This window comes from Paenibacillus sp. FSL H7-0690, assembly GCF_037980415.1.
GTDB lineage: Bacteria > Bacillota > Bacilli > Paenibacillales > Paenibacillaceae > Paenibacillus_AQ > Paenibacillus_AQ odorifer.
In genome coordinates this window covers 5,410,820-5,432,839 of sequence record NZ_CP150281.1, presented here as the reverse complement: position 1 = coordinate 5,432,839, position 22,020 = coordinate 5,410,820, and the positions used below count along the sequence as shown (strand labels likewise).

Genomic DNA, 22,020 nt, shown 5'->3' with positions numbered 1-22,020 from the left:
ACGGGACTGAGGTGTAATCTTTCTTGTGGCATTCACTGAAGAGAGGGGCAGTAGAAATGATCAAGAGGTATAGGAAACAAGGACTGGTGTTCAGTTTGTTGTTTACGCTTACATTTTGTTCAAATGCTGCATTTCAACCGGCGATAGCAGAGGCAGCGGCCGGAGACTACAACTATGCGGAGGTTCTACAAAAATCTATTTATTTCTACGAAACCCAGCGGTCTGGTGAATTGCCAGATAACAATCGGGTGGAATGGCGGGGCGATTCCGGTCTTTTGGACGGGGCGGATGTGGGACATGATCTGACTGGTGGTTGGTACGATGCCGGTGATCACGTTAAATTCGGTTTGCCTATGGCTTATTCTACAACGATGCTGGCATGGTCAGTTTATGAGTACAAGCAAGGATATGAGGGGTCTGGGCAGCTGGAGGAAATTTTAGACAATATTCGCTGGGCAACCGATTATTTTGTGAAAGCTCATACCGCTCCTAACGAGCTGTGGGGACAAGTTGGTAACGGAACAACCGATCATAATTGGTGGGGACCCGCAGAAGTCATGCAGATGCAGAGACCTTCCTACAAAATTGATGCCACTCATCCCGGATCAGATCTTGCCGCAGAAACAGCTGCAGCGTTAGCTTCAGCATCCATTATTTTCAGGGATACGGATGCCGTATACGCGGACAAGCTGCTGCTGCATGCTAAACAGCTTTACAATTTTGCAGACACTTATCGCGGCTCCTATTCCGACAGCATTACCGACGTCAAACAATATTATAATTCTTGGAGCGGTTACGCGGATGAATTGAGCTGGGGGGCTGTCTGGTTGTATTTGGCGACTAACGATCAGCAGTATCTCAATAAGGCTATTGCAGCAAGCGATCAATGGGGAACGAATCAGGCTGGAAACTGGGGGTATCAGTGGACACAGTCTTGGGACGACAAGCATTATGGCGCTCAATTACTGTTGGCACGAATCACCGGGCAGACCAAGTTCATTCAATCCACTGAACGGAATATGCAGTATTGGACGACTGGAGTGGGTGGAACAAGTGACCGTGTTGCCTATACACCTGGCGGACTAGCCCATCTGGATCAATGGGGCGCATTGCGTTATGCAGCCAATCAGGCTTTTATGGCCTTCGTTTACTCAGACTGGGTGAGCGATCCGGTGAAGAAAGATACGGCGCGCTCTTTCGCGGAGAGACAAATTACGTATATGCTTGGCGACAATCCACGAAACAGCAGTTATGTTATCGGTTTTGGTAACAATTCTCCTCAGCATCCCCATCATCGAACCTCACATGGATCATGGAATGATAGTCAGAGCGTTCCGGTAAATCATCGCCATGTCTTGTACGGAGCGCTAGTTGGAGGCCCGTCCAAAACAGACAGTTACACCGACTCCATTAACGATTATGTCTCGAATGAAGTTGCAACCGATTACAATGCAGCTTTTACAGGAGCTATTGCAAAAATGGTGCTGCTGCATGGACAAGGGCAACAGCCCCTTGCACAATTTCCACCTGCAGAGACACGTGAAGATGAGATGTTTGTCGAAGCCTCTGTGAATGCTAGTGGCAGCAACTTTGTAGAGATTCGAGCATTGCTGAATAACCGTACGGGCTGGCCGGCAAGGGCCAGTAAAGAGATGTCTTTTAACTATTATGTGGATCTTAGTGAAGCGATAGCGGCTGGTTATGGTCCTGAGGATATTACGGTTACAGCGGGAGGCTACAATCAGGGTGGAACGGTGTCTGCACTTCAGCCTTACGATGCAGCTAACCATATCTACTATACTAAGGTTGATTTTACAGGTACTTTGATTTATCCGGGTGGACAATCTGCTCATCGTAAGGAGATTCAATTCCGAATTGCAGCTCCGCTGAACACTAACTTCTGGAATAATGCTAATGATTTTTCATTCCAAGGGGTGGCAGCTCAAGGAGTAACTCCTGTAAAAACAGCGAACATTCCGGTGTTTGAAGCAGGTGTGCACATGTATGGAGAACTTCCAGCGGGTGGCGGACAACCTGGAGAACCTCAAGTCCCTGCACGTCCGACTAATGTTCAGGCTGTAGCAGGTAATGGGACTGTCCATTTGACTTGGAATGCGATTAGCGGGGTCAGTGAATATACCGTTAAACGCAGTGAAGTGAGTGGAGGCCCGTATACGGTGCTTGAGAATGTCACGGGAACGGATTACATGGATAGTGGACGGGTGAACGGAACCACTTATTATTATGTGATCACTGCCACGAATAGTGTAGGGGAGAGCTTGCCATCTATACAGGTTAGTGCTAAACCCCAAGAACCGACACAGCCCACAACGGGAAATTTGAAGGTGCAATATCGTACGAATGATACGAATGCCAGTGATGGACAGCTGCGCCCTCAGTTCCGAATTATGAATACAGGAACCGAGTCTGTGGCACTTAGCGGCTTGAAGCTGCGTTATTATTTCACTGTGGATGGGGATAAACCACAACAGTTTCATTGTGATTATGCTGTAGTGGGCAGTGGTAATTTAAGCGGCAGTTTTGTTAAGCTGAATCCCGCCAGTACGGGCGCGGATTATTATCTGGAGATTTCTTTTGGTGCAGGGGCTGGAAGTATAGCGCCTGGTGGAGATAGCGGCGAGATTCAGGCTCGCACCAATAAGACGGACTGGACGGCTTATAATGAAACGGATGATTATTCCTACAGCGCGGTTCAGCAGACATTTGCCGATTGGAATAAGGTTACACTTTATCAAGGTGAAACACTTGTATGGGGCTTAGAACCATAAATATATCCAAGAGAGGGAGCTTGCCTAAGATGATGAAATTGAGCTTAATAAAGAAGCCTGTTTCTGTAATAATGGCCGCAGTCCTGTTTCTCTCACTCATGACCGGTCTATTTAATTTTAGACCTCAGACTGCTCACGCTTCAACTACGGAGCAGACGCGATTTCTGCAATTATATGCGCAGCTAAAAGACCCCGCAAATGGTTATTTCTCTGCCGAAGGAGTACCTTATCATGCGGTAGAGACCTTGATGAGTGAAGCCCCTGATTACGGACATATGACGACCTCAGAAGCTTACAGTTATTGGATGTGGCTTGAGGTACTCTATGGTTATCACACAGGGGACTGGACTAAGCTGGAATCCGCTTGGGACAACATGGAGAAGTATATCATCCCTATTAACGAAGGTGATGGCAAGGAAGAGCAGCCAACCATGAGTTATTACAATCCGAACAGCCCGGCTACGTATGCAGCGGAGCATGCTCAGCCGGATCAGTATCCAAGTCAGCTAGGTGGCCAGTATACAGCAGGTAAAGATCCGCTAGATGCTGAATTGAAGGCGACGTATGGCAACAACCAGACCTACTTGATGCACTGGCTGGTAGACGTGGACAACTGGTACGGCTTCGGCAACTTGCTGAATCCTACGCATACAGCCGCTTATGTAAATACATTCCAACGGGGTGAACAAGAGTCCGTTTGGGAGGCGGTCCCTCACCCTTCTCAAGATGACAAAACGTTCGGAAAAGCAAACGAAGGCTTCATGAGTCTGTTCACAAAAGAAGCTAACGTGCCTTCCGCTCAATGGCGTTACACGAATGCTACAGATGCCGATGCACGGGCAGTACAAGCAATGTACTGGGCTAAAGAGCTCGGCTACAACAATACAGTGTATTTGAATAAAGCTAAGAAAATGGGCGATTTCCTGCGTTACGGTATGTATGATAAATACTTCCAAAAAGTAGGAAGTGCTGCTACTGACGGCACCCCTGATGCCGGGACTGGCAAAGATTCCAATCAATATCTTCTGGCTTGGTATACCGCATGGGGCGGTGGACTTGGAGCAACAGGAAACTGGGCTTGGAGAATCGGTGCGAGCCATGCCCACCAAGGGTATCAGAATGTCGTGGCTGCCTACGCACTTTCTGATTCGGATGGTGGTCTGATTCCGTCATCAGCTACAGCTGGGCAGGATTGGGAAAACTCTCTGAAACGTCAATTGGAATTTTATACTTGGCTGCAGTCCTCTGAAGGGGCAATTGCCGGTGGAGCGACCAATAGTTATCAAGGCGCCTACAAGGCTTATCCAGCTGGAACCAGTACTTTTTATGGCATGGCCTATGACGAAGCTCCAGTCTACCACGATCCTCCATCCAATAACTGGTTCGGAATGCAGGCATGGAGTGTGGAGCGGGTAGCGGAGCTGTACTATATCCTTGCTTCTAACGGAGACACTACATCTGAAAACTTCCAAATGGCAAAACAAGTTATAGAAAATTGGGTAGATTGGTCTAAAGATTATGCCTTTGCCAACAAACGTCCAGTTACGGATGCAGAAGGTTACTATCTGAACAGCCAAGGAAATCGAATTCTTGGAGGCGCCAATCCACAAGTGGCTACAGTCTCTGCACCAGGAGAATTCTGGATTCCAGGTAATGTGGAATGGACAGGACAACCTAATACGTGGAATGGCTTCAGTGGTTCTGCCGCAAACAGTAACCTGAAAGCCGTAACTAAGAGTCCAAGCCAAGATACAGGTGTACTGGGCAGCTATATTAAGGCACTTACCTTCTATGCGGCTGGCACCAAAGCTGAACATGGCAGCTACAGTACTCTGGGAGGAGAAGCTCAGGTACTGGCTAAATCTTTGTTAGACACGGCATGGGGTTATAACGATGGAATTGGTATTGCAACTACCGAAAGCCGTGCAGATTATTCTCGCTATTTCACTAAAGAAGTCTATTTCCCAAGCGGCTGGACAGGTACATTCGGCCAAGGAAATACGATCCCTGGTACATCAACAGTGCCTTCCGATCCTGCTAAAGGCGGAAATGGGGTATATGCAAGCTATACCGATATCCGTCCAAATATCGTAAATGACTCCAAGTGGCAATATCTGCTGGACAAATACAATACTTCTTTTAATAAAGTGACTAAAACTTGGGACAATGGAGCCCCTGAATTTACCTACCATCGCTTCTGGTCGCAAGTAGATATGGCAACTGCTTATGCAGAATACGATCGACTGATCAACAGCAGCGTGCCTACTGAGCCAGTAGCTCCAAAAGCACCTTCTAAACCAAGTGCGGTCGCTGGTAACCAAGTTGTAGATCTTAGTTGGAACAACGTAACTGGAGCTACAAGCTATACTGTGAAAAGAGCTGCAACAACTGGCGGTCCTTATAGCGATGTGGCTGTTGTCACTCAAGCTACTTACAGTGATGCTTCCGTGGTTAACGGTACGGATTATTACTATGTAGTTAGTGCTTCCAACGTGGTTGGGGAGAGTCCGAATTCCCCTGAGGCACACGCCAAGCCTATGGATGTACCGATTCCGGCACAAGGAGATTTGGTGGTGAAGTATCGGACAAGTGATACCAATCCGGGAGATAATCAGTTCCGCCCGCAGCTGCAAATTGTTAACAATGGGGATACGGCTGTAGCGCTTAGCGATGTAAAGCTGCGGTATTATTACACGATTGATGGCGATAAACCTCAACAATTTAATGTTGACTATGCTAACATCGGTGGAAGTAATATACAGGGAACATTCGTGAAGGTAGACCCTGCCAAAACTGGAGCGGACTATTATTTAGAAATCTCCTTCGGCGCAGGTGCAGGCAGTCTTGCACCGGGAGCCAACACGGGTGATATCCAGATCCGGGTCAACAAAACGGACTGGAGTAATTACAACGAGGTTGGAGACTACTCTTATGACCCTACCAAAACATCGTACACGGAATGGAATCATGTGCCGTTGTACTTGAATGGTGCTCTAGCATGGGGACTTGAGCCTTAAAGTCTAAATGAGGGAAGCCCTAGCCATTTGGCTGGGGCTTTTTTTGTTATTGGCTGGTTAGCGACTGCACTTCGACTAATTGTGGCTTCATGTCCATTTTAATTGTATTTCCTACAACTAAAATGGGCTCTAGCCGCGCCAACGTAATTTAATTGCACTTCATACAACTATTTATCAGTATATGGATACTTATTGAGATATAAGCTCAGTTTAACTGTACAATGTGCAACTAAAACCCAAAAAGAAATAAAAAAGCACGAAATAGCTGTATTAAATACAACTATTTCGTGCTTTTGGTATGTTAGTTAGATATTGTGAGTTACTACGAATACTTGTAGATCAAGCTTTTATAGAAGCTTGGTTTACATTCACACTTGTGCTGAAGGAACAACCTTCTCCGCGTATTCTATCGTTCCGCCGCCGAGACATTGCTCGCCGAGATAGAAGACAACGGCTTGACCAGGGGTGATCGCTTTTTGTGGAACATCAAAGGCTACATTTATTGTTCCATCTTCCCGCGCTGTAAGGGTTACGCCTTGATCTGGCTGGCGATACCGGAATTTGGCGGTGCATTTCAGCGGCTCTTGCCCAAGCGCTTGACCGTCAATCCAGTTAACACCGGAAGCAATCAGGCTAGTGGAGTACAGGCTGTGGTGCTTGTCTCCTTGTACTACATAAAGAATGTTGCGGCTAAGATCTTTTTCAGCTACAAACCACGGTTCGCCGTTGCCAGAGCCACCAATACCAAGGCCTTGGCGTTGGCCTAACGTGTAATACATAAGTCCGTCGTGGCGGCCTTTGATCTCTCCAGTTACTATGTCAACCATATCGCCAGCTTGTGCCGGGAGATATTGGCTGAGGAATTCGCGGAAGTTGCGCTCGCCGATAAAGCAGACGCCTGTGCTATCTTTTTTCTTGGCAGTGTAAAGTCCTGCTTCTTCAGCAATTCTCCGCACTTCAGGTTTCGGCAGATGTCCAATAGGGAACATTGTTTTAGAGAGTTGATGTTGCCCCAGTGCATTCAGGAAATAGGTTTGATCCTTATTGTTGTCTACGCCGCGGAGCAGCTTGTACACACCATCTTCTTCTATAACACGTGCGTAATGTCCAGTTGCGACATAATCGGCACCAAGCTGAAGAGCTTTGTTCAAAAATTCTCCAAACTTAATCTCGCGGTTGCACATGACGTCAGGATTTGGCGTCCGGCCGGCCTTATATTCATCGAGAAAATAAGAAAATACCTTATCAAAGTATTCCTTCTCGAAATTAACGGTATAGTAAGGAATATCAATCTGCTCGCATACGCGGCGAACATCCTCTGCATCGCTTTCGGCCGTACATACTCCGAATTCGTCGGTATCGTCCCAGTTCTTCATGAAGATGCCGATGACGTCATAGCCCTGCTGCTTGAGCAGAAGCGCCGTGACGGAGGAATCGACCCCTCCGGACATGCCGACGACGACACGGGTGTCTTGTTTTGCTTTTGTCATCGTAATCACCATTTCTGTACCCAAAATACCGGTCATTCATGGAACACCCGGCTCAAAATGTATTATAACATACCTGTCTACTCTAAACCTCTGAAATAAGAGACTGGAAACAACAAAATGTCCACCTGGGGTGAACATTCTCGTAAAATGTTTTGTTTTCCATTTCATTTGTGACTTCGGATATGATAACATAAACTGAGAGTAATTATCGGAATACCTTGATATGACAATCCAAATGACTTGCCGAATCAATAGTATACAATAATCAGACATTAAACTGAAAGAGGTGCCCCTTTGAAAATATCAACTAAAGGTCGTTACGGACTAACAATTATGATGGAGCTTGCACTGAAATTTGGTGAAGGACCAACTTCACTTAAGAGTATCGCTGAGAAAAATGGTCTTTCCGAGCATTATCTGGAGCAACTAATTGCTCCTCTGCGCAATGCAGGACTTGTAAAAAGTATTCGTGGAGCATATGGCGGATACATTTTGTCGCGTGAGGCGAATGCTATCACTGCCGGTGATATCATCCGTGTGCTGGAGGGCCCTATCTCTCCTGTAGACTTCACGGAAGAGGACGATGCAGCGAAACGGGATTTATGGTTGCGTATTCGCGACAGTATTGCCGATGTGCTGGATTCCACAACACTTTATGATTTGATTAACTACAAAGAAGAGAGTTTGGCTGACAATTACATGTTTTATATTTAGATCTCCAATGAAAGATAACTCAACAGTATTATGAATCAACCTTTAGGCTCCCATTTGGGAGTCTTTTTTTATCTTTTATTATCTGTGATTCTATTTGTTCTTACGTTTATTAAGGAGCGCAATCCAGCAGCAAAAGGCTCCGATGAACGCTGCGAGAATCGGTATCCATTGATTAGTAGTCAAGTAAGCACCTCTACAGTACTTATAATTCTTTCGTCATAAAAACACTATAGGGGTCTTCAATGTAATCTGCAAACGGACTACAGTATTCAAACCCATATTGTTCATATAGTTTTCTAGCCGCTTCGAACCCTTCAGTGGATCCGGTTTCCAAGCTCAGCCGCCGATAGCCTTGTTGCTTAGCTTCTTTAATAATATGGGCAAGCATTTTAGATGCAATGCCCTTCCTAAGATGCTTGGTAGAAGTACGCATGGATTTGATTTCACCATGATGGCTACCCATGTCTTTAAGAGCACCGCAACCTAAGAGTTCGCCCTGCTCCCAGGCACTCCAGAAGGTGATTTCAGGTGTTTTTAATTTATCTAAATTCAACGCATGTACACTCTCTGGGGGAGATTGCTCAAACATGCTCTGAAGATGTTCACTGATCAATGCTATGATTTCGGTTCCGGTTAAGTTATCGATTCTAATCTCCAAATTATTCACTCCCAATGATAAGATTATGGTTTGTTGTATAAATCAAGTTTCTTTAGCGGAGTTCGCTATTAATGTTGTAGCAATCGGTCCAAGACTTTCTGTGTAAGTGGCATAAAGTAATTAAGAATTAATCCGCCTAAACAAATGGTAAGTAGAGTGCCAATCCCAATAGGCCCATTGAAAATAATGGCGGCAAATAAGAAAACAAGATAAATGATTGTTCTAGTAAATAGTATACTAAGCCTAGTTATCGTTTGCAGTACTAATGTTAGCCGGTCCACTGGAATCGGTGCGAAATTTGCGTATAAATAAATGGATGTACCTAATCCAATTGCGATTAAGCCTAAACCATAAAAAGCAATTTTACTGATCCACAGATTAGGCTCGATCAGATGGTTAAACAAAAAAAGCCACATATCAATACCTAAGCCTGCTATGAATGCAGTTACCAGCCCTAATAATTCCGGTCTTTGCTTGGATAAACATGAATTACATCCAATCAATAGGCATGCGATCAGCACTTCCCAACTGCCTACTGTAAGACCGACATTTTTGGATAGACCCACTAAAAGTGCATCAAAAGGTGATGCTCCAAGGTCAGAGATTATTGTTAGTGAAACGCCTAGGGTTAAGATGAAAATCCCGCAAGTGAAAATGGAAAACGTAGTTACACTAAACTTCTTCATTCTTTTGAAGCAGAAAGATCTTTAGTCATTAAAAGATGAGGGATGCCATCCTCCATAAATTCAGTAGATGAAGCCCGATAACCAAGTTTTTTATAGAAGCCCTCCGCCTGAGTTTGCCCGTGCAATTTAACTTTTTGATGCCCCTTTTCCACCACGATCTCTTCTAATGCCGAAATGATTTTTTTCCCAATTCCAAATTTACGATAAGGTTCTAGGATGCAAATACGCTCTAACTTACCTATACCATCAAGAACGCGGATCCTTCCTGTGGCAACTGGTTGCCCATCATAATAGGCCAGGACATGTTCACATTCTCCATTCAGTGTATCGAATTCATCAAATTCATCATTAAGGGGAACGCCTTGTTCCTCAACAAATACTTTTTTTCTGATTGAAAATGCAGCTTCAAGTTCCTCGATTAGTGTAATTCTTTTAAGATTCATTCTTGCTTACTCCATTCTGTATTTGTTTTTTTTAGGAAAAACGTCATAATGAATTAACGACAATTATAAGTATATATACAATCAATATTGTTGTAAATACAACATTATTGGAACTGGTAGGTGATTGAATGAAAGAGATCCTTCGTGAAGTTGGAATGATAGCGAGGGCATTAGATTCCATAAGTAATATAGAGTTCAAGGAATTAGAGCTTACAAAGGGGCAGTATTTATATCTGGTCCGGATATATGAGAATCCGGGCATTATTCAAGAAAAGCTGTCGGAAATGATAAAGGTGGACCGAACAACAGCAGCACGTGCGATTCAGAAGCTTGAAATCCAAGGTTTTATTGAAAAGAAAGACGATGAAACGAACAAAAAAATAAAAAGGTTATTCACAACTGAAAAAGGCAAACAAGCCTACTCTTTTCTGAAGAGAGAAGGGGACCATACCGACTTGGTTGCGTTAGCAGGATTATCTGAAAAAGAAACGGAAGTCTTGTTTCGACTTTTGCAAAGAGTTAGGAAAAATGTTGAGGTTGAGTGGGAATACGTAAAGAAGGGAAATAAAAGAGAGTACTAAAATCAGAAATTGTTATTGAACTAACCCAACACGATCGCAAGAAAAAATGCCTTGCTAGTGATTATACTGGCAGGGCATTTTAATGAGATGATTCATATATCAACGGAGCCGTGGAACGTGAGGAGCGGAGAATAAAAAAAGAACACCCTAAAGTGTTCATTAAGGTTAATTAATGTTAATTATTGTGCTGCGGGGGTATTTCCCATTGCAATAGAAATTCTGTTCCAACTGTTGATTTGATTAATAATCAGCACAAGATCAACATATTGTTTCTCATCGTAATGTTCACGTACTTGCTTATATAGATCATCCGGAACTCTTTTGGAAGGGATTAGCGTAATATGCTCAGCTAGTTCTAGAGCAACCTTCTCTTCAGGTGTATAAAAAGTACATTCCTCCCAAACATTTAAACAATAAATTCGTTGTTCAGTTTCACCCATTTTACGAGCTTCGGATGTATGCATATCTATACAGAAAGCACATCCGTTAATTTGAGAAACTCTGATTTTGATAAGTTCTCTTGTAGTCCGATTAATCGTAGATTTTTTGGTGTACATCTCCATATCCATCATGATTTTCATACCCTCAGGTGCAACTTCATTGTAAGCAACTCTTTGACTCATTAGGCAAGACTCCTTAGGCTTTAGTTTAGGAATAGTATAACTTTATTTTAACACTATTATTCTTTATATGCGAACATTTGTACTTATTTTTGTTTATAAGAAGGCAGAAATCACCCGCCGACATATCCTCAAAGCGGAACGGAAATGATATCAATATAATCTTCTACCTGTCTAATTGGCTGTTATTCCACGAGTTTCCCCTTCCTCTTGCCTCACAACTATCGGCTTCCTGGTGAATAAGTTGATAGAAACCAAAAGGAGGAGTGAGGAAATGCCTTATACAACAGGTCTTATTACAAATACAAGAGCAACTGGTACTGCAGCAAGTAATGTAGTAGTCAGTGTTCGTAACACAAGTAATGCGAGTGCAATGATGATCGTCGAAGTTTTTGGTGTTCCATATTCGATGCCAGCTCTTACTCCGCTTTATGTCACAGGGTATTACGTTCCTGCAAAGAGTTCTGATATTAGAGAGTTTTTCATTGGGGGCAATTTGGCTTACGAGGTACAAATTAGTAGTCCTTTTCCTTTGGCAGAAGTAGTTACCTCCGTGTATGGGCTGGACGAATTCGGAAATCTAGTTACTGATCAGCGAGTGCTTCAATCTGAATTGACGCAGATTACCGCATTATCTATCCCTATATAATAGTAACGTTTAGACCATTAAGCAGCAGTCGCTGAAAGAAATAGGGCGATTGCTGCTTTTTTAGGCGCAATAAAGTATTTTAGGGGCATTCACACAATCAGATGAGAGGAATCAAAATATACTGATTTTATACTCCAATGTAGAGAGAGGTAAAAATCATGGCGGATGTAGGAGTAGTTATGCCTGTGTATACCCAAAAGCCGGAGTTTCTGCGGCAAGCTCTGCAGTCTGTTCTACACCAATCTTTTACCAATTTTCGGCTGGTTGTTGTGATCGATGGAGCACCAGATATGGAACCGCTCGTGAGATCCATTATTGTCGAAGATCCGAGGGTAACGGTTATCTCTTACGCACAGAACAGGGGTATAGCACATGCACTGAATACTGGCTTTGATCTTTTGTTTAGTGAGCCCAGTATTCAATATTTGAGTTGGGTTTCCAGCGACAATGTTTATGAACCCCGTTTCCTCGAAATCCTTCGGGGGGCGCTAGTTAGAGGTCCACAGGAGTTAGGCATCGTGTTCAGTTCTTTTCAAAGCATCGATAACGAGGGAAAGTTTCTTCACAACGAACATCAATTGGCTACGCAGCGTAATTATCAGTCACAGCCCAAAGAGAGATTGCTGGATTATTCGCTCATTGGCGTATCTTTTATGTACAAAACACAGATTGCGAAGTTTGTTGGAGCTTATGGAATGGAACCGGTGGAAGATTATGATTACTGGCTGAGACTGGCTGAACATTGTGAGATTCGCTTTATACCGGTGGAACTGGTGAATTATCGTGTGGATTCTACCTTTAGTGTATCTGCCCAGTTACATTCGGTTGAAAATCATCGTAGATGGAGATATGCCTATCATTTGACCCGCCATCAGGCGCGGTTTCGCAGAGGGATTCCGGCGATGATTACCGTTTTATATCCTGTAGTTAATGCTTGTGCGGATGAAATAACGAGGATAGAGAATCTGTACGAACAAACGTATAGCAATTATGAATGCCGGGTGCTGGATTTATCAACTACACGTCAGCCATCAGCTCTATTGGAAACCATACCTCATCCTGCGACAGCGTTCGCTTGGCTGCCTGGGGCTGTGGAGTCACACGCGATTTGCAGTGCTATTGAGCAGCTATCCACCCCATTTACGATAGTTTTAGGTCCAAAGGTTTTTATAGGAGCGCTCGATATTGAGTACATGCTGGAAGCTTTGATTACTACGGGTGGGGATACGATTTCCAACTACTACACGGATGATCATAGCTTGATTGGATTTCGACACAGACATGTCCCCTCGACCAAAAGCCACTATTATAATGAGCTGTTTCGCAGCGCAGATTTGTATGATTTGTTGAAGACCTCTTTTACCTAAAATAATTTGCGAATGAGTGATCATGATGAAGATTTTGTTCACTTTTTATAACCCGAGTGGTGGTATGCAAACTCTGAACCGAGTTCGCTGCCAAGCGTTATATGCTCGCGGTGTAGAGTGCCATTTACTGTATACACACCATGGAAAAGGACAGCAGAATATCCGTAACATTCAAACGCATATTACCAATAGTGATGACGAGATCAGGGCAATGCTTGCTCGGGAAGCTTTTGACTTAATTGTAGTGTGTACGGATATTAACTTAGCAGAGCGGATTCGAGAGTTTGGGTATAAAGGGGCGCTTGTTTTTGAAGTGCAGGGTTTAGGTACCTTAGATGAAGCTGAGCAGGTCGTTAATAATTTTACAGAGCGCATTTACAGGCTCACCGATGCACTGCTGTATCCGGAAACAACCCATTTGCAGGCGCTTTTCAAAGGCGGATTTCCAACCATTCCACAATATTGTTTTGATGATCCGATCGATTGCGATCAGTTTGGATATACCAATTATCCCGCGAAAAGTTTCCCTATCCTCGGTTGGGTAGGACGCATTCAAACGAATAAGAATTGGCGGGAATTTCTGCAAATCGGGCAAAGGCTGCTGGCGATCCATCCCGAGCTTTATTTATGGATTTTTCAGGATGATACGTTGTTTGATCCAGAGCAAAAAGAAAGCTTTGATCAATTTGTAGCTGAGACAGGGATTTCTTCACGATTAATTTCGTATTCCAATATTCCTCATGAGCAAATGGCAGATTATATGAGCATTATTGGTGATTCGGGAGGTTTGCTCCTTTCGACCTCGATTTTGGAAGGATTTGGATATGCGGTTGCTGAGGCGATGTTGTGCCGTTGTCCTGTACTTACTACAGATTCTGACGGCGTTCGAAGACTCGTCATTAACAATCACACTGGAAAAATATACACGAGAGGGCAGCTGGATGAAGCTGTGAATGCTGCTCTATCCTTAATGGATGATCCGGCACTGCGGGCCAGAATCAGGATGAATGGAGAATGGCATATCCGGACTAACCTGTCCTCCGAGCTGTATGCAGACAGATTTCTACAGATGTATCATCAATTGATGGGACGTAGAATTCAAATTGAGCGGCGCTGGTCTTAACTCTGCGGTTAATCTGCAGGGTTAAGATGTTTTTTCATGGATTAACAACGAGGTCAGAATTAGTGTCAATAAAAGGGTGACAATCATTCCCACCATTTGAATAATATTGTTATAGGGATCAGGGAGAGTGACATAAGAAAAGATAACCTCTTTTAATATAAAGAACAGAATTCTAAATAAACTCAGAAATACTAACCCTGCTACGATCCACTTTTTTAAATGTGTTTTATAAATATGACTTCCTCCTGTCTATATCTCATTGATTAATTCCTTCGTATTATTCCGGACATTTCCCACTGCAGTGGAAACCGGATAGGCTCTCATTTGATGCTGATCATAGGGTTTAAGAAGCTTTATTAACGAAGTTGCGTCCTGATTGCTCCGGCTTAGCCATTCAGGCTCATCCTCAGGCTTCAAAATAACTGGCATACGGTTGTGGATTTCAGCCATAAGTTCATTTGGGGTAGTCGTTATAATCGTGCAGGTACTTAATTTATTACCTTCAGGGTCCATCCAAATATCATACAATCCGGCCATTGAAAAAATACCCCCATCGCGCATCACGATTCGCATGGGCTGTTTACTGCTGCCCTGTGCCTTCCATTCATAGAAACCATCAGAAGGGATGATGCAGCGGCGGGAGCTTACTAATCGCTTGAAAGAAGGCTTCTCAAGGAGTGACTCTGCCCGGGCATTGATCATTTTACTGCCGATTTTATCATCTTTGGCCCAAGAAGGAACCAGACCCCAGCGCAGTTCCCCAAGTTTATTGCTGGACCCTGTGTTAATGACTGCCGGAATTTGCTGCATGGGTGCTGCGTTATATGTTGGAGCATAGTGGATAATGGTAGAATCATTGGCAAAATATCTGACCATCAGCTCTTCCATGGTGACTGTTATTGTATATCGTCCGCACATTTTATACACTTCCCATTCGGTCGTTTTTGAGGCTAGATTTGTTTACAGCTTGTAATCAGCATGTTATGCTCGAAATATTTCTTAGCTTGAACGGCTGTTGAGGGTTGTATCTTATTATAAACGAAGCACAATGAATGAAGAAAGCGGTGCATATAGGTGATTTTGGTAAGCTCTTGTTTAGCTGGCATGAAGGTAAGATATAATGGTACGGATTGTTTGGATGAGAAAATTCAGAAGCTTTTGAATGAGAATCAGGCTATTGCTGTGTGTCCGGAATTATTAGGGGGATTCTCTACGCCTAGAGAGCCAGCTGAAATTGTCGGCGGGGATGGTGAGGATGTGCTTGCAGGAACGGCAAAAGTAGTGGACCGGTCGGGAACAGATGTAACAGAACTATATTTAAAAGGGGCCTATATTACGCTTGAAAAAGCTCAAGAGGTTTCAGCCACGATGGTAGTCCTCAAGGAAAACAGTCCTTCTTGCGGCAGCACCATGATTTATAACGGAGAGTTCAAAGGGAAGAAGATCGCTGGCAACGGCGTGACTGCGGCTTTACTTAGAAAAAACGGCATAGAAGTTACCTCTGAAGAGAATTGGCTGTCATTATCCTAGCCTATACAGGGAATTGATTACAATATTGTGTTCTTTAGTTTGTGGAAAACTAACTTCTCGCGCGGTATAATTTAATAGTTCTTAAAAACGAACTATTGTCCTATACCCTAGAAGTGGAGAAATGAATGATGAAAACCATCTATTTGGACCACGCCGCATCAACTCCGGTTCATCCCGAGGTGGCCAAGGTCATGCTGAATATAATGACAGAACAATATGGAAATGCGTCCAGTGTACATCAGTTCGGACGTTCAGCCAAGAAAATATTAAATGGGGCGCGCGATACTATCGCCGCCTTTTTAGGCTGCTCGCCGGAAGAGTGGGTGTTCACTGGCGGCGGAACCGAAAGCGACAATCTAGCCCTCTATGGAGCTGTCGCTGCTGTTGCCCAGAAAGGCAATCATATTATCACCTCTGCGATAGAGCATCATGCAGTGCTACATACCTGCGAAGAGCTGGAGAAGGAAGGCTTTAAGGTTACTTATCTTCCTGTGGATTCTACAGGCCGAGTATCCGTTGCAGACGTAGAAGCAGCGGTGCAGGAAGACACGGTGCTAATCAGTGTAATGTATGCCAATAATGAGGTAGGAACCGTTCAGCCGATTCAGGAAATTGGCCAGCTTGCCAGAGAGCGGGGAATTCTGTTCCATGTTGATGCTGTACAAGCTCTTGGTGCCTTACCGATCACACTGCGGGAGCTTCCGGTAGATTACATGAGCTTTACAGCTCACAAAATCAATGGACCTGGGGGGATCGGTGGCCTTTATGTGCGGAGTGGAGCACCGCTGCATCCAAGACTTCACGGTGGCCTTCAGGAGCGCGGCAGACGAGCCGGAACAGAAAATCTAGCAGGTACTGCTGGATTTGCCAAGGCTGTTGAGATAGCAGTTACAGGTCTATCAGAACGTCGACAAAAAGTGCAGCTCCTGCGCAATAGACTACTTGAAGAGCTGGATACGCTGATTGGACGGGAAAGTTATTCGATTAACGGCAATACCGAGCATTTTTTGCCAAGTATACTGAATTTGAGCTTCCCGGGAGCTAGAACAGATGTTATGCTGATGAACCTGGATATGGACGGGATTGCGGCGGCAAGCGGTTCAGCCTGCACGTCAGGATCACTGGAAATATCCCATGTTCTGAGAGCAATGGAGCTTCCAGAAAATATTTTAGGGTCCGCGATTCGATTTAGCATGGGTTTGGGTAATACTACTGAAGAAATTGAGTACGTTGCTCGAAAAGTTGAAACCATTCTGAATCGGCTGCGTATCAGAGACTAGTTACTTCTAGGCTATGATAGGTATCCTGATCATTCGGGCTTTCACTTTTTGAGAACTCGTAATTACACTCAAAGTGAGGAGACCGAGCAGCCATGAAACTTCAAGATCTGATCGGCTTGGCTGTATATGAAGTTGAAGAGGGTAACGCAATCGGCAAAATTGTCGATATTTTGCTCGATTCAAACTGGAATATTACGGGTATTGAACTGGAAAGCAAATCTTTTTTTGGTGGCCATGTGAAATTTGTGGCATGGGAAGATATTGTGGCCTACGGCGAGGATGCTGTCATGATTCGTAGTAAAGAGTCGATTGATAAGATAGATGCCGATCATATACCTTGTACTTTTCTACTTGGAAAGAACAAACTTAAGGATTTAAAAGTGCTAACTACAACTGGAACTATACTCGGACGAATATCTGATGTTTATTTTGACCAAAAGTTGGGAAACACAATAGGAGCGCTGGAAATTAGTGACGGGCTTGTCACTGATTTGATCGAAGGCCGCAAATGGCTGCCTTGTTCTGACGAGATGTCCATTGGTGAGAATGCATTAATGGTTCCTGCGATGAGCGAAGAACGGCTACAAAAAGCCATTAATATTGTTAACGGATAGGTGGAATGTATTATATGAAGTGTCCAAACTGCAACTCCAAAGATATCGGAAAGATCGGTTCCCACCAGTTTTATTGCTGGGGCTGTTTCATCGAATTGACGGTAAATGGCGAAAAAATGTCGGTTTATCAAGTTGAAGAAGACGGCACACTAAGCTCACTGGACGACCTGTTCTCCGGGGATGATATGACTCAGGATTTCCCGCAAATTCATGCGTCGTCTTAACTATGAATCTTGCTTTGTAAGCAAGACTGCTCTATGTACTTAAGCGTCAATTTCCTTTCAGCTGAAATCAGTTGCAAGGTTGTTGACGCTTTTTTGTGTGTTTGATGGTTATTTTGCTGCGGCCATACATATACTTATTTACGAAGCTAGTCCAGGCTCTACCGCAGGAGGGTACTCTCATGGAACAATGGTCCCAAAGTAAATGGTTCCGCTGGATGATCGGAGTGCTGCTATCCCTGATCATTTTGTATTTTGTTTGGTTGCTTCGTCCGATGCTGCAGGGGATTTTTGTATTTTTAAAGGCAATCCTCGCTCCATTTCTGGCAGCTATGATTATTTCCTATGTGCTGAATCCCGTGGTTAGTATGCTGGCCGGACGGAAGATGCCGCGTAGCGTAGCTGTTCTACTTATATATGCAGTGTTTCTAACGGCGATTACCGTGATCGCCATCAACCTTATCCCGATGTTTATTGAGCAGCTTGAAGAGTTAAATGAACATCTGCCTGAGATCACACTGCAAGCCCAAGGCCTGATGAGCCATATGAATACAAGGCTAATACCACCTGGGGTTGAAATGGGGATGAACAACTGGTTTTTTCAACTGGAGAATCGTCTGGCCGAAGGGATTTCTCATTTTCTCGATAACATAGGGACAACGATTAACTTGCTGTTCAATGCTTTTATCGTGCCGTTTCTGGTGTTCTATATTCTGAAGGATTTTGACGTATTTGAACGGACGGTGGTCTCTTGTCTGCCCCGCGCACGCCGCAAGTCTATTGTTACTTTGTTAAAAGATATTGATGCCGCGCTCGGCAATTACATTCGCGGACAATTTCTGGTCTGCATCATTATAGGTGTGCTCGCCTATATCGGCTATGCTATCGTCGGAATGCCTTATGCCTTACTGTTCGCCAGTGTGGTGGCAGTATTCAATATTGTTCCGTATATGGGTCCTTTTCTAGGGGCTGCACCTGCTATTGTGATGGCTTCGACCGTCTCTTTTCGATTAGTTCTACTGGTTGCTGTGGTAAACACTTTATGCCAAATTGTGGAGAGCAATATTATTTCTCCACAGGTAGTAGGCAGGACGCTACATTTGCATCCGCTGCTTATTATCTTTGCATTGCTGGTAGGTGGTGAGCTGGCAGGGATGATTGGACTGATCCTTGCTGTACCGTTCTTTGCAGCTGCAAAAGTCGTTATTCAACACTTTATGGCGTTTTTAATCAAACGAAAGCCTGTATAAAGGGATAATCATTGACTATTGATAACAGTTTTGTATATAATGTTGGGGAATATTACTGATGACTCAGTATATAGTTGTTCGATGATGAGGATTATTAATTCTATACCGTTATTGCAGAGAGCCGGCACTAAGGTGCGAGTCGGTTAACGGAACAGAGTGAACTCACCTCGGAGTAACGGTGCAAGTTTACAGGATATCCATAAGAGATAATGGATGTCATGAATGAACCGCCGTCGCCTCACCCCCGCTAAAGGGTGCAAAGTGAGTGGCAGAATAAAGTATATTCAGCCGCTAACTAGGGTGGTACCACGGGAATTATAACCTCTCGTCCCTAGCGATAATACGCTAGGGATGGGAGGTTTTTTTGTAAATATAAGAGAGTATACGTTTCACGCAATACTTCATGTCTTATATTTCCCGCATAAATGCTTACTGTCCTTATAAGGACACCGAGGGCGTATATGCTTGGTTAAGAAATAAGAAATCTAAGAAGTAACACTCCAAGGAGGAGCAGACAATGAGCGACAATCAAACAAATAGCATACCCGCTACTGGTTACCGGGCGCAGGCTATTGAGCCGAAATGGCAAAAGTTCTGGGATGAGAACAAAAGCTTTAAGACAGGAGAAGATCCTGAAAAACCCAATTTTTATGCACTGGATATGTTTCCGTATCCTTCAGGTGCAGGACTGCACGTAGGTCATCCAGAGGGTTACACAGCGACGGATATCGTTTCTCGCTACAAACGGATGCGAGGTTTCAACGTATTGCATCCGATGGGCTGGGATGCTTTTGGACTTCCGGCAGAGCAGTATGCGATGGATACCGGCCAGCATCCACGTGATTTTACCGATAAGAACATCGATAATTTCCGTCGTCAGATCAAATCGCTGGGTTTCTCCTACGATTGGGACCGCGAGATCAGTACGACAGATCCGGATTATTATAAATGGACACAATGGATTTTTATCCAGTTGTATAACAAAGGCCTGGCTTATGTAGCAGAAGTACCTGTTAACTGGTGTGAGGCACTGGGTACGGTACTTGCCAACGAAGAGGTTATCGATGGTAAAAGTGAGCGCGGAGGTCACCCTGTCGTGCGCAAACCGATGCGTCAATGGATTCTGAGAATTACAGAGTACGCTGAGCGTTTGCTGGAGGATCTGGAAGAGCTGGATTGGTCCGAAAGCATCAAGGATATGCAGCGCAACTGGATCGGGAAATCAACAGGTGCAGAAGTGAACTTTAACATTGAAGGTCACGAAGCTAACCTGACCGTGTTTACTACACGTCCAGATACACTGTTCGGAGCAAGTTACTGCGTATTGGCACCAGAGCATGAGCTTGTTGATGTGATTACAACTGAAGCACAGCTTGCTGCTGTGGCAGAATATCGTGAAAAAGCTTCACGTAAGAGCGATCTGGAGCGTACGGATTTGGCGAAAGAGAAGAGCGGTGTCTTCACAGGCGCATATGCAATTAATCCTGTGAATGGTGCGAAGGTGCCAATCTGGATTGCAGATTATGTGCTTGCTGGTTACGGAACGGGAGCAATTATGGCAGTTCCGGGTCACGATACTCGCGACTGGGAATTTGCTAAACAATTCGGCCTGAATATCGTGGAAGTCGTTCAAGGCGGCAACGTTGAAGAAGAGGTTTATTCCGGAGATGGTCCGCATGTCAATTCTGATTTCCTGAATGGACTCAAGAATGAAGAAGCGATTGCTAAGATGATTGCTTGGTTGGAAGAGAAGGGCGTAGGTAAAGGCAAAGTAACCTATCGTCTGCGTGACTGGCTGTTCAGCCGTCAACGCTACTGGGGAGAGCCCATTCCAATTCTGCATTTGGAAGACGGCACAATGAAGACTGTTCCGGTGGATCAGCTGCCGCTGGTACTGCCAGATGTAGAGGCAATCAAACCTTCGGGTACAGGGGAATCTCCACTTGCGAATGTAACAGAGTGGGTGGAAACTATCGATCCTGAGACTGGCATGAAGGCTCGCCGTGAGACGAACACCATGCCGCAATGGGCGGGCAGCTGCTGGTATTACCTGCGTTATATTGATCCGAAAAACGATCAAGAGCTTTGCTCCCCTGAGAAGCAAAAAGCATGGCTTCCAGTAGATCTGTATATTGGTGGAGCAGAGCATGCCGTGCTTCACTTGCTCTATGCACGTTTCTGGCACAAGGTGCTTTATGATCTCGGCGTAGTTGAAACAAAAGAACCTTTCCATAAGCTGGTTAACCAAGGTATGATTCTTGGAAATAATAATGAAAAAATGAGTAAATCACGCGGAAATGTCATCAACCCTGATGAGATTGTAGAAGCATTTGGTGCAGATACGCTGCGTGTGTATGAAATGTTTATGGGCCCTCTGGAAGCAACCAAACCTTGGAATGAAAAGGGTGTAGAAGGAGTTCACCGTTTCTTGTCCCGTGTATGGCGCCTGTTCGTGAGTGAAGATGGTAAGCTGAGCACCAAAATCACAGCAGACGGTGGCACTGACGAGTTCAAACGCACTTGGCACAAGACCATTAAGAAGGTCACTGATGATTTCGAGCATCTGCGTTTCAATACCTCAATTAGCCAATTGATGATTTTTATTAACGATGCTTATAAGCAAGAAACTTTGTCCCAAGAAGCTGCTGAACACTTCGTACAAATGTTGTCACCACTGGCGCCTCACATCGCTGAAGAGCTGTGGCAGCTGCTCGGTCACGAAGGAAGTATCAGCTACGTGGCTTGGCCAACGTATGATGAAGCATGGACGGTGGATGCTGAGGTTGAAATCGTTATTCAGGTAAATGGTAAAATCGTACAACGCGCATTGATCCCGCAGGATATGGGTCAAGAAGAGATGCAAGCTCATGCGTTGTCACTCCCGAATGTGAGTGCAGCAGTAGAAGGTAAAACCGTACGCAAGATCATTGCGGTTCCTGGCAAGCTTGTAAATATCGTAGTGGGTTAAGCGAAGAACGCAATATTGCC

At 44.4% G+C, this 22,020-nt stretch carries 19 protein-coding genes; 13 read left to right on the top strand and 6 right to left on the bottom strand.

Features of this window, described 5'->3' with window-relative positions; genetic code table 11:
- Positions 1 to 56: 56 nt before the first annotated feature.
- Together MHI32_RS23950 and MHI32_RS23945 are read left to right on the top strand one after the other, a co-directional pair.
- Positions 57 to 2,789, top strand: a complete 2,733-nt coding sequence (locus MHI32_RS23950; RefSeq protein WP_340011080.1) for a glycoside hydrolase family 9 protein — start codon at positions 57 to 59, stop codon at positions 2,787 to 2,789.
- Between the two features lie 32 nt (positions 2,790 to 2,821).
- Positions 2,822 to 5,806 carry a glycoside hydrolase family 48 protein gene (locus MHI32_RS23945; RefSeq protein ID WP_081387886.1) on the top strand — a complete coding sequence of 995 codons (2,985 nt, stop codon included), beginning with the start codon at positions 2,822 to 2,824 and terminating at the stop codon, positions 5,804 to 5,806.
- A gap of 368 nt (positions 5,807 to 6,174) precedes the next feature.
- Here the strand turns inward: MHI32_RS23945 and mnmA are convergent, their stop codons facing one another.
- Positions 6,175 to 7,296, bottom strand: coding sequence for a tRNA 2-thiouridine(34) synthase MnmA (mnmA, locus tag MHI32_RS23940; protein ID WP_076129704.1), 1,122 nt, complete (start codon positions 7,294 to 7,296; stop codon positions 6,175 to 6,177).
- A 294-nt stretch (positions 7,297 to 7,590) separates the two neighbouring features.
- Between mnmA and MHI32_RS23935 the strand changes: the two genes are divergently transcribed.
- Positions 7,591 to 8,010 (top strand): Rrf2 family transcriptional regulator, encoded by a 420-nt coding sequence (locus tag MHI32_RS23935; protein WP_036677599.1) that lies wholly within the window; start codon positions 7,591 to 7,593, stop codon positions 8,008 to 8,010.
- A gap of 202 nt (positions 8,011 to 8,212) precedes the next feature.
- On the opposite strand, the gene MHI32_RS23930 is transcribed toward MHI32_RS23935, so the two are convergent.
- The 3 genes from MHI32_RS23930 to MHI32_RS23920 all read right to left on the bottom strand — a co-directional run bounded on the left by MHI32_RS23930 (position 8,213) and on the right by MHI32_RS23920 (position 9,797).
- Positions 8,213 to 8,668, bottom strand: coding sequence for a GNAT family N-acetyltransferase (locus MHI32_RS23930; RefSeq protein ID WP_076179368.1), 456 nt, complete (start codon positions 8,666 to 8,668; stop codon positions 8,213 to 8,215).
- Positions 8,669 to 8,736: 68 nt separating this feature from the next.
- Entirely contained in the window at positions 8,737 to 9,354 is a 618-nt protein-coding gene (locus MHI32_RS23925) for a hypothetical protein (RefSeq protein ID WP_076179369.1), read from the bottom strand.
- Entirely contained in the window at positions 9,351 to 9,797 is a 447-nt protein-coding gene (locus tag MHI32_RS23920; protein ID WP_076129675.1) for a GNAT family N-acetyltransferase, read from the bottom strand. Before MHI32_RS23920 ends, MHI32_RS23925 begins: the two co-directional genes overlap by 4 nt.
- A 128-nt stretch (positions 9,798 to 9,925) precedes the next feature.
- Between MHI32_RS23920 and MHI32_RS23915 the strand changes: the two genes are divergently transcribed.
- Positions 9,926 to 10,378 carry a MarR family transcriptional regulator gene (locus tag MHI32_RS23915; protein ID WP_076179370.1) on the top strand — a complete coding sequence of 151 codons (453 nt, stop codon included), beginning with the start codon at positions 9,926 to 9,928 and terminating at the stop codon, positions 10,376 to 10,378.
- Positions 10,379 to 10,557: 179 nt separating this feature from the next.
- Here the strand turns inward: MHI32_RS23915 and MHI32_RS23910 are convergent, their stop codons facing one another.
- A complete protein-coding gene (locus MHI32_RS23910) occupies positions 10,558 to 11,001 on the bottom strand; it encodes a carboxymuconolactone decarboxylase family protein (protein WP_076281201.1) in 444 nt (147 codons plus the stop codon).
- A gap of 271 nt (positions 11,002 to 11,272) precedes the next feature.
- On the opposite strand from MHI32_RS23910, the gene MHI32_RS23905 reads away from it, so the two are divergent.
- The 3 genes from MHI32_RS23905 to MHI32_RS23895 all read left to right on the top strand — a co-directional run bounded on the left by MHI32_RS23905 (position 11,273) and on the right by MHI32_RS23895 (position 14,137).
- The gene (locus tag MHI32_RS23905; protein ID WP_076129677.1) at positions 11,273 to 11,647 is read left to right on the top strand and encodes a hypothetical protein; all 375 of its coding nucleotides are present in this window, start codon (positions 11,273 to 11,275) and stop codon (positions 11,645 to 11,647) included.
- A 158-nt stretch (positions 11,648 to 11,805) separates the two neighbouring features.
- Positions 11,806 to 13,014: a glycosyltransferase gene (locus tag MHI32_RS23900; protein WP_340011078.1), complete on the top strand. Its 1,209-nt coding sequence runs from the start codon at positions 11,806 to 11,808 to the stop codon at positions 13,012 to 13,014.
- A 22-nt stretch (positions 13,015 to 13,036) separates the two neighbouring features.
- Positions 13,037 to 14,137, top strand: a complete 1,101-nt coding sequence (locus MHI32_RS23895) for a glycosyltransferase family 4 protein (protein WP_340011076.1) — start codon at positions 13,037 to 13,039, stop codon at positions 14,135 to 14,137.
- 249 nt (positions 14,138 to 14,386) lie between these two features.
- On the opposite strand, the gene MHI32_RS23890 is transcribed toward MHI32_RS23895, so the two are convergent.
- Complete coding sequence (locus MHI32_RS23890; protein ID WP_076129680.1) at positions 14,387 to 15,055, bottom strand: SOS response-associated peptidase; 669 nt, start codon at positions 15,053 to 15,055, stop codon at positions 14,387 to 14,389.
- Between the two features lie 156 nt (positions 15,056 to 15,211).
- Between MHI32_RS23890 and MHI32_RS23885 the strand changes: the two genes are divergently transcribed.
- The 6 genes from MHI32_RS23885 to leuS all read left to right on the top strand — a co-directional run bounded on the left by MHI32_RS23885 (position 15,212) and on the right by leuS (position 22,000).
- Complete coding sequence (locus MHI32_RS23885) at positions 15,212 to 15,667, top strand: DUF523 domain-containing protein (protein ID WP_076129681.1); 456 nt, start codon at positions 15,212 to 15,214, stop codon at positions 15,665 to 15,667.
- 128 nt (positions 15,668 to 15,795) lie between these two features.
- The gene (locus MHI32_RS23880; RefSeq protein WP_076129682.1) at positions 15,796 to 16,947 is read left to right on the top strand and encodes a cysteine desulfurase family protein; all 1,152 of its coding nucleotides are present in this window, start codon (positions 15,796 to 15,798) and stop codon (positions 16,945 to 16,947) included.
- 92 nt (positions 16,948 to 17,039) lie between these two features.
- A complete protein-coding gene (locus MHI32_RS23875; protein ID WP_036677560.1) occupies positions 17,040 to 17,561 on the top strand; it encodes a PRC-barrel domain-containing protein in 522 nt (173 codons plus the stop codon).
- A 14-nt stretch (positions 17,562 to 17,575) separates the two neighbouring features.
- Complete coding sequence (locus tag MHI32_RS23870) at positions 17,576 to 17,785, top strand: hypothetical protein (protein ID WP_036677557.1); 210 nt, start codon at positions 17,576 to 17,578, stop codon at positions 17,783 to 17,785.
- Positions 17,786 to 17,964: 179 nt separating this feature from the next.
- On the top strand, positions 17,965 to 19,032 hold the full coding sequence (locus tag MHI32_RS23865; protein WP_036677553.1) for an AI-2E family transporter: 1,068 nt from the start codon (positions 17,965 to 17,967) through the stop codon (positions 19,030 to 19,032).
- Between the two features lie 517 nt (positions 19,033 to 19,549).
- Positions 19,550 to 22,000 (top strand): leucine--tRNA ligase, encoded by a 2,451-nt coding sequence (gene leuS, locus MHI32_RS23860; protein ID WP_076303081.1) that lies wholly within the window; start codon positions 19,550 to 19,552, stop codon positions 21,998 to 22,000.
- Positions 22,001 to 22,020: the final 20 nt, after the last annotated feature.

What these genes read in the sequence shown, in the direction of transcription:
- MHI32_RS23895 (WP_340011076.1), top strand. Translation starts at nt 13,037, where the DNA reads ATGATGAAGATTTTGTTCACTTTTTATAACCCGAGTGGTGGTATGCAA.
- MHI32_RS23950 (WP_340011080.1), top strand. Translation starts at nt 57, where the DNA reads ATGATCAAGAGGTATAGGAAACAAGGACTGGTGTTCAGTTTGTTGTTT.
- MHI32_RS23905 (WP_076129677.1), top strand. Translation starts at nt 11,273, where the DNA reads ATGCCTTATACAACAGGTCTTATTACAAATACAAGAGCAACTGGTACT.
- MHI32_RS23900 (WP_340011078.1), top strand. Translation starts at nt 11,806, where the DNA reads ATGGCGGATGTAGGAGTAGTTATGCCTGTGTATACCCAAAAGCCGGAG.
- MHI32_RS23890 (WP_076129680.1), bottom strand. Translation starts at nt 15,055, where the DNA reads ATGTGCGGACGATATACAATAACAGTCACCATGGAAGAGCTGATGGTC.
- MHI32_RS23880 (WP_076129682.1), top strand. Translation starts at nt 15,796, where the DNA reads ATGAAAACCATCTATTTGGACCACGCCGCATCAACTCCGGTTCATCCC.
- mnmA (WP_076129704.1), bottom strand. Translation starts at nt 7,296, where the DNA reads ATGACAAAAGCAAAACAAGACACCCGTGTCGTCGTCGGCATGTCCGGA.
- MHI32_RS23915 (WP_076179370.1), top strand. Translation starts at nt 9,926, where the DNA reads ATGAAAGAGATCCTTCGTGAAGTTGGAATGATAGCGAGGGCATTAGAT.
- MHI32_RS23865 (WP_036677553.1), top strand. Translation starts at nt 17,965, where the DNA reads ATGGAACAATGGTCCCAAAGTAAATGGTTCCGCTGGATGATCGGAGTG.
- leuS (WP_076303081.1), top strand. Translation starts at nt 19,550, where the DNA reads ATGAGCGACAATCAAACAAATAGCATACCCGCTACTGGTTACCGGGCG.
- MHI32_RS23870 (WP_036677557.1), top strand. Translation starts at nt 17,576, where the DNA reads ATGAAGTGTCCAAACTGCAACTCCAAAGATATCGGAAAGATCGGTTCC.
- MHI32_RS23875 (WP_036677560.1), top strand. Translation starts at nt 17,040, where the DNA reads ATGAAACTTCAAGATCTGATCGGCTTGGCTGTATATGAAGTTGAAGAG.
- MHI32_RS23920 (WP_076129675.1), bottom strand. Translation starts at nt 9,797, where the DNA reads ATGAATCTTAAAAGAATTACACTAATCGAGGAACTTGAAGCTGCATTT.
- MHI32_RS23945 (WP_081387886.1), top strand. Translation starts at nt 2,822, where the DNA reads ATGAAATTGAGCTTAATAAAGAAGCCTGTTTCTGTAATAATGGCCGCA.
- MHI32_RS23925 (WP_076179369.1), bottom strand. Translation starts at nt 9,354, where the DNA reads ATGAAGAAGTTTAGTGTAACTACGTTTTCCATTTTCACTTGCGGGATT.
- MHI32_RS23910 (WP_076281201.1), bottom strand. Translation starts at nt 11,001, where the DNA reads ATGAGTCAAAGAGTTGCTTACAATGAAGTTGCACCTGAGGGTATGAAA.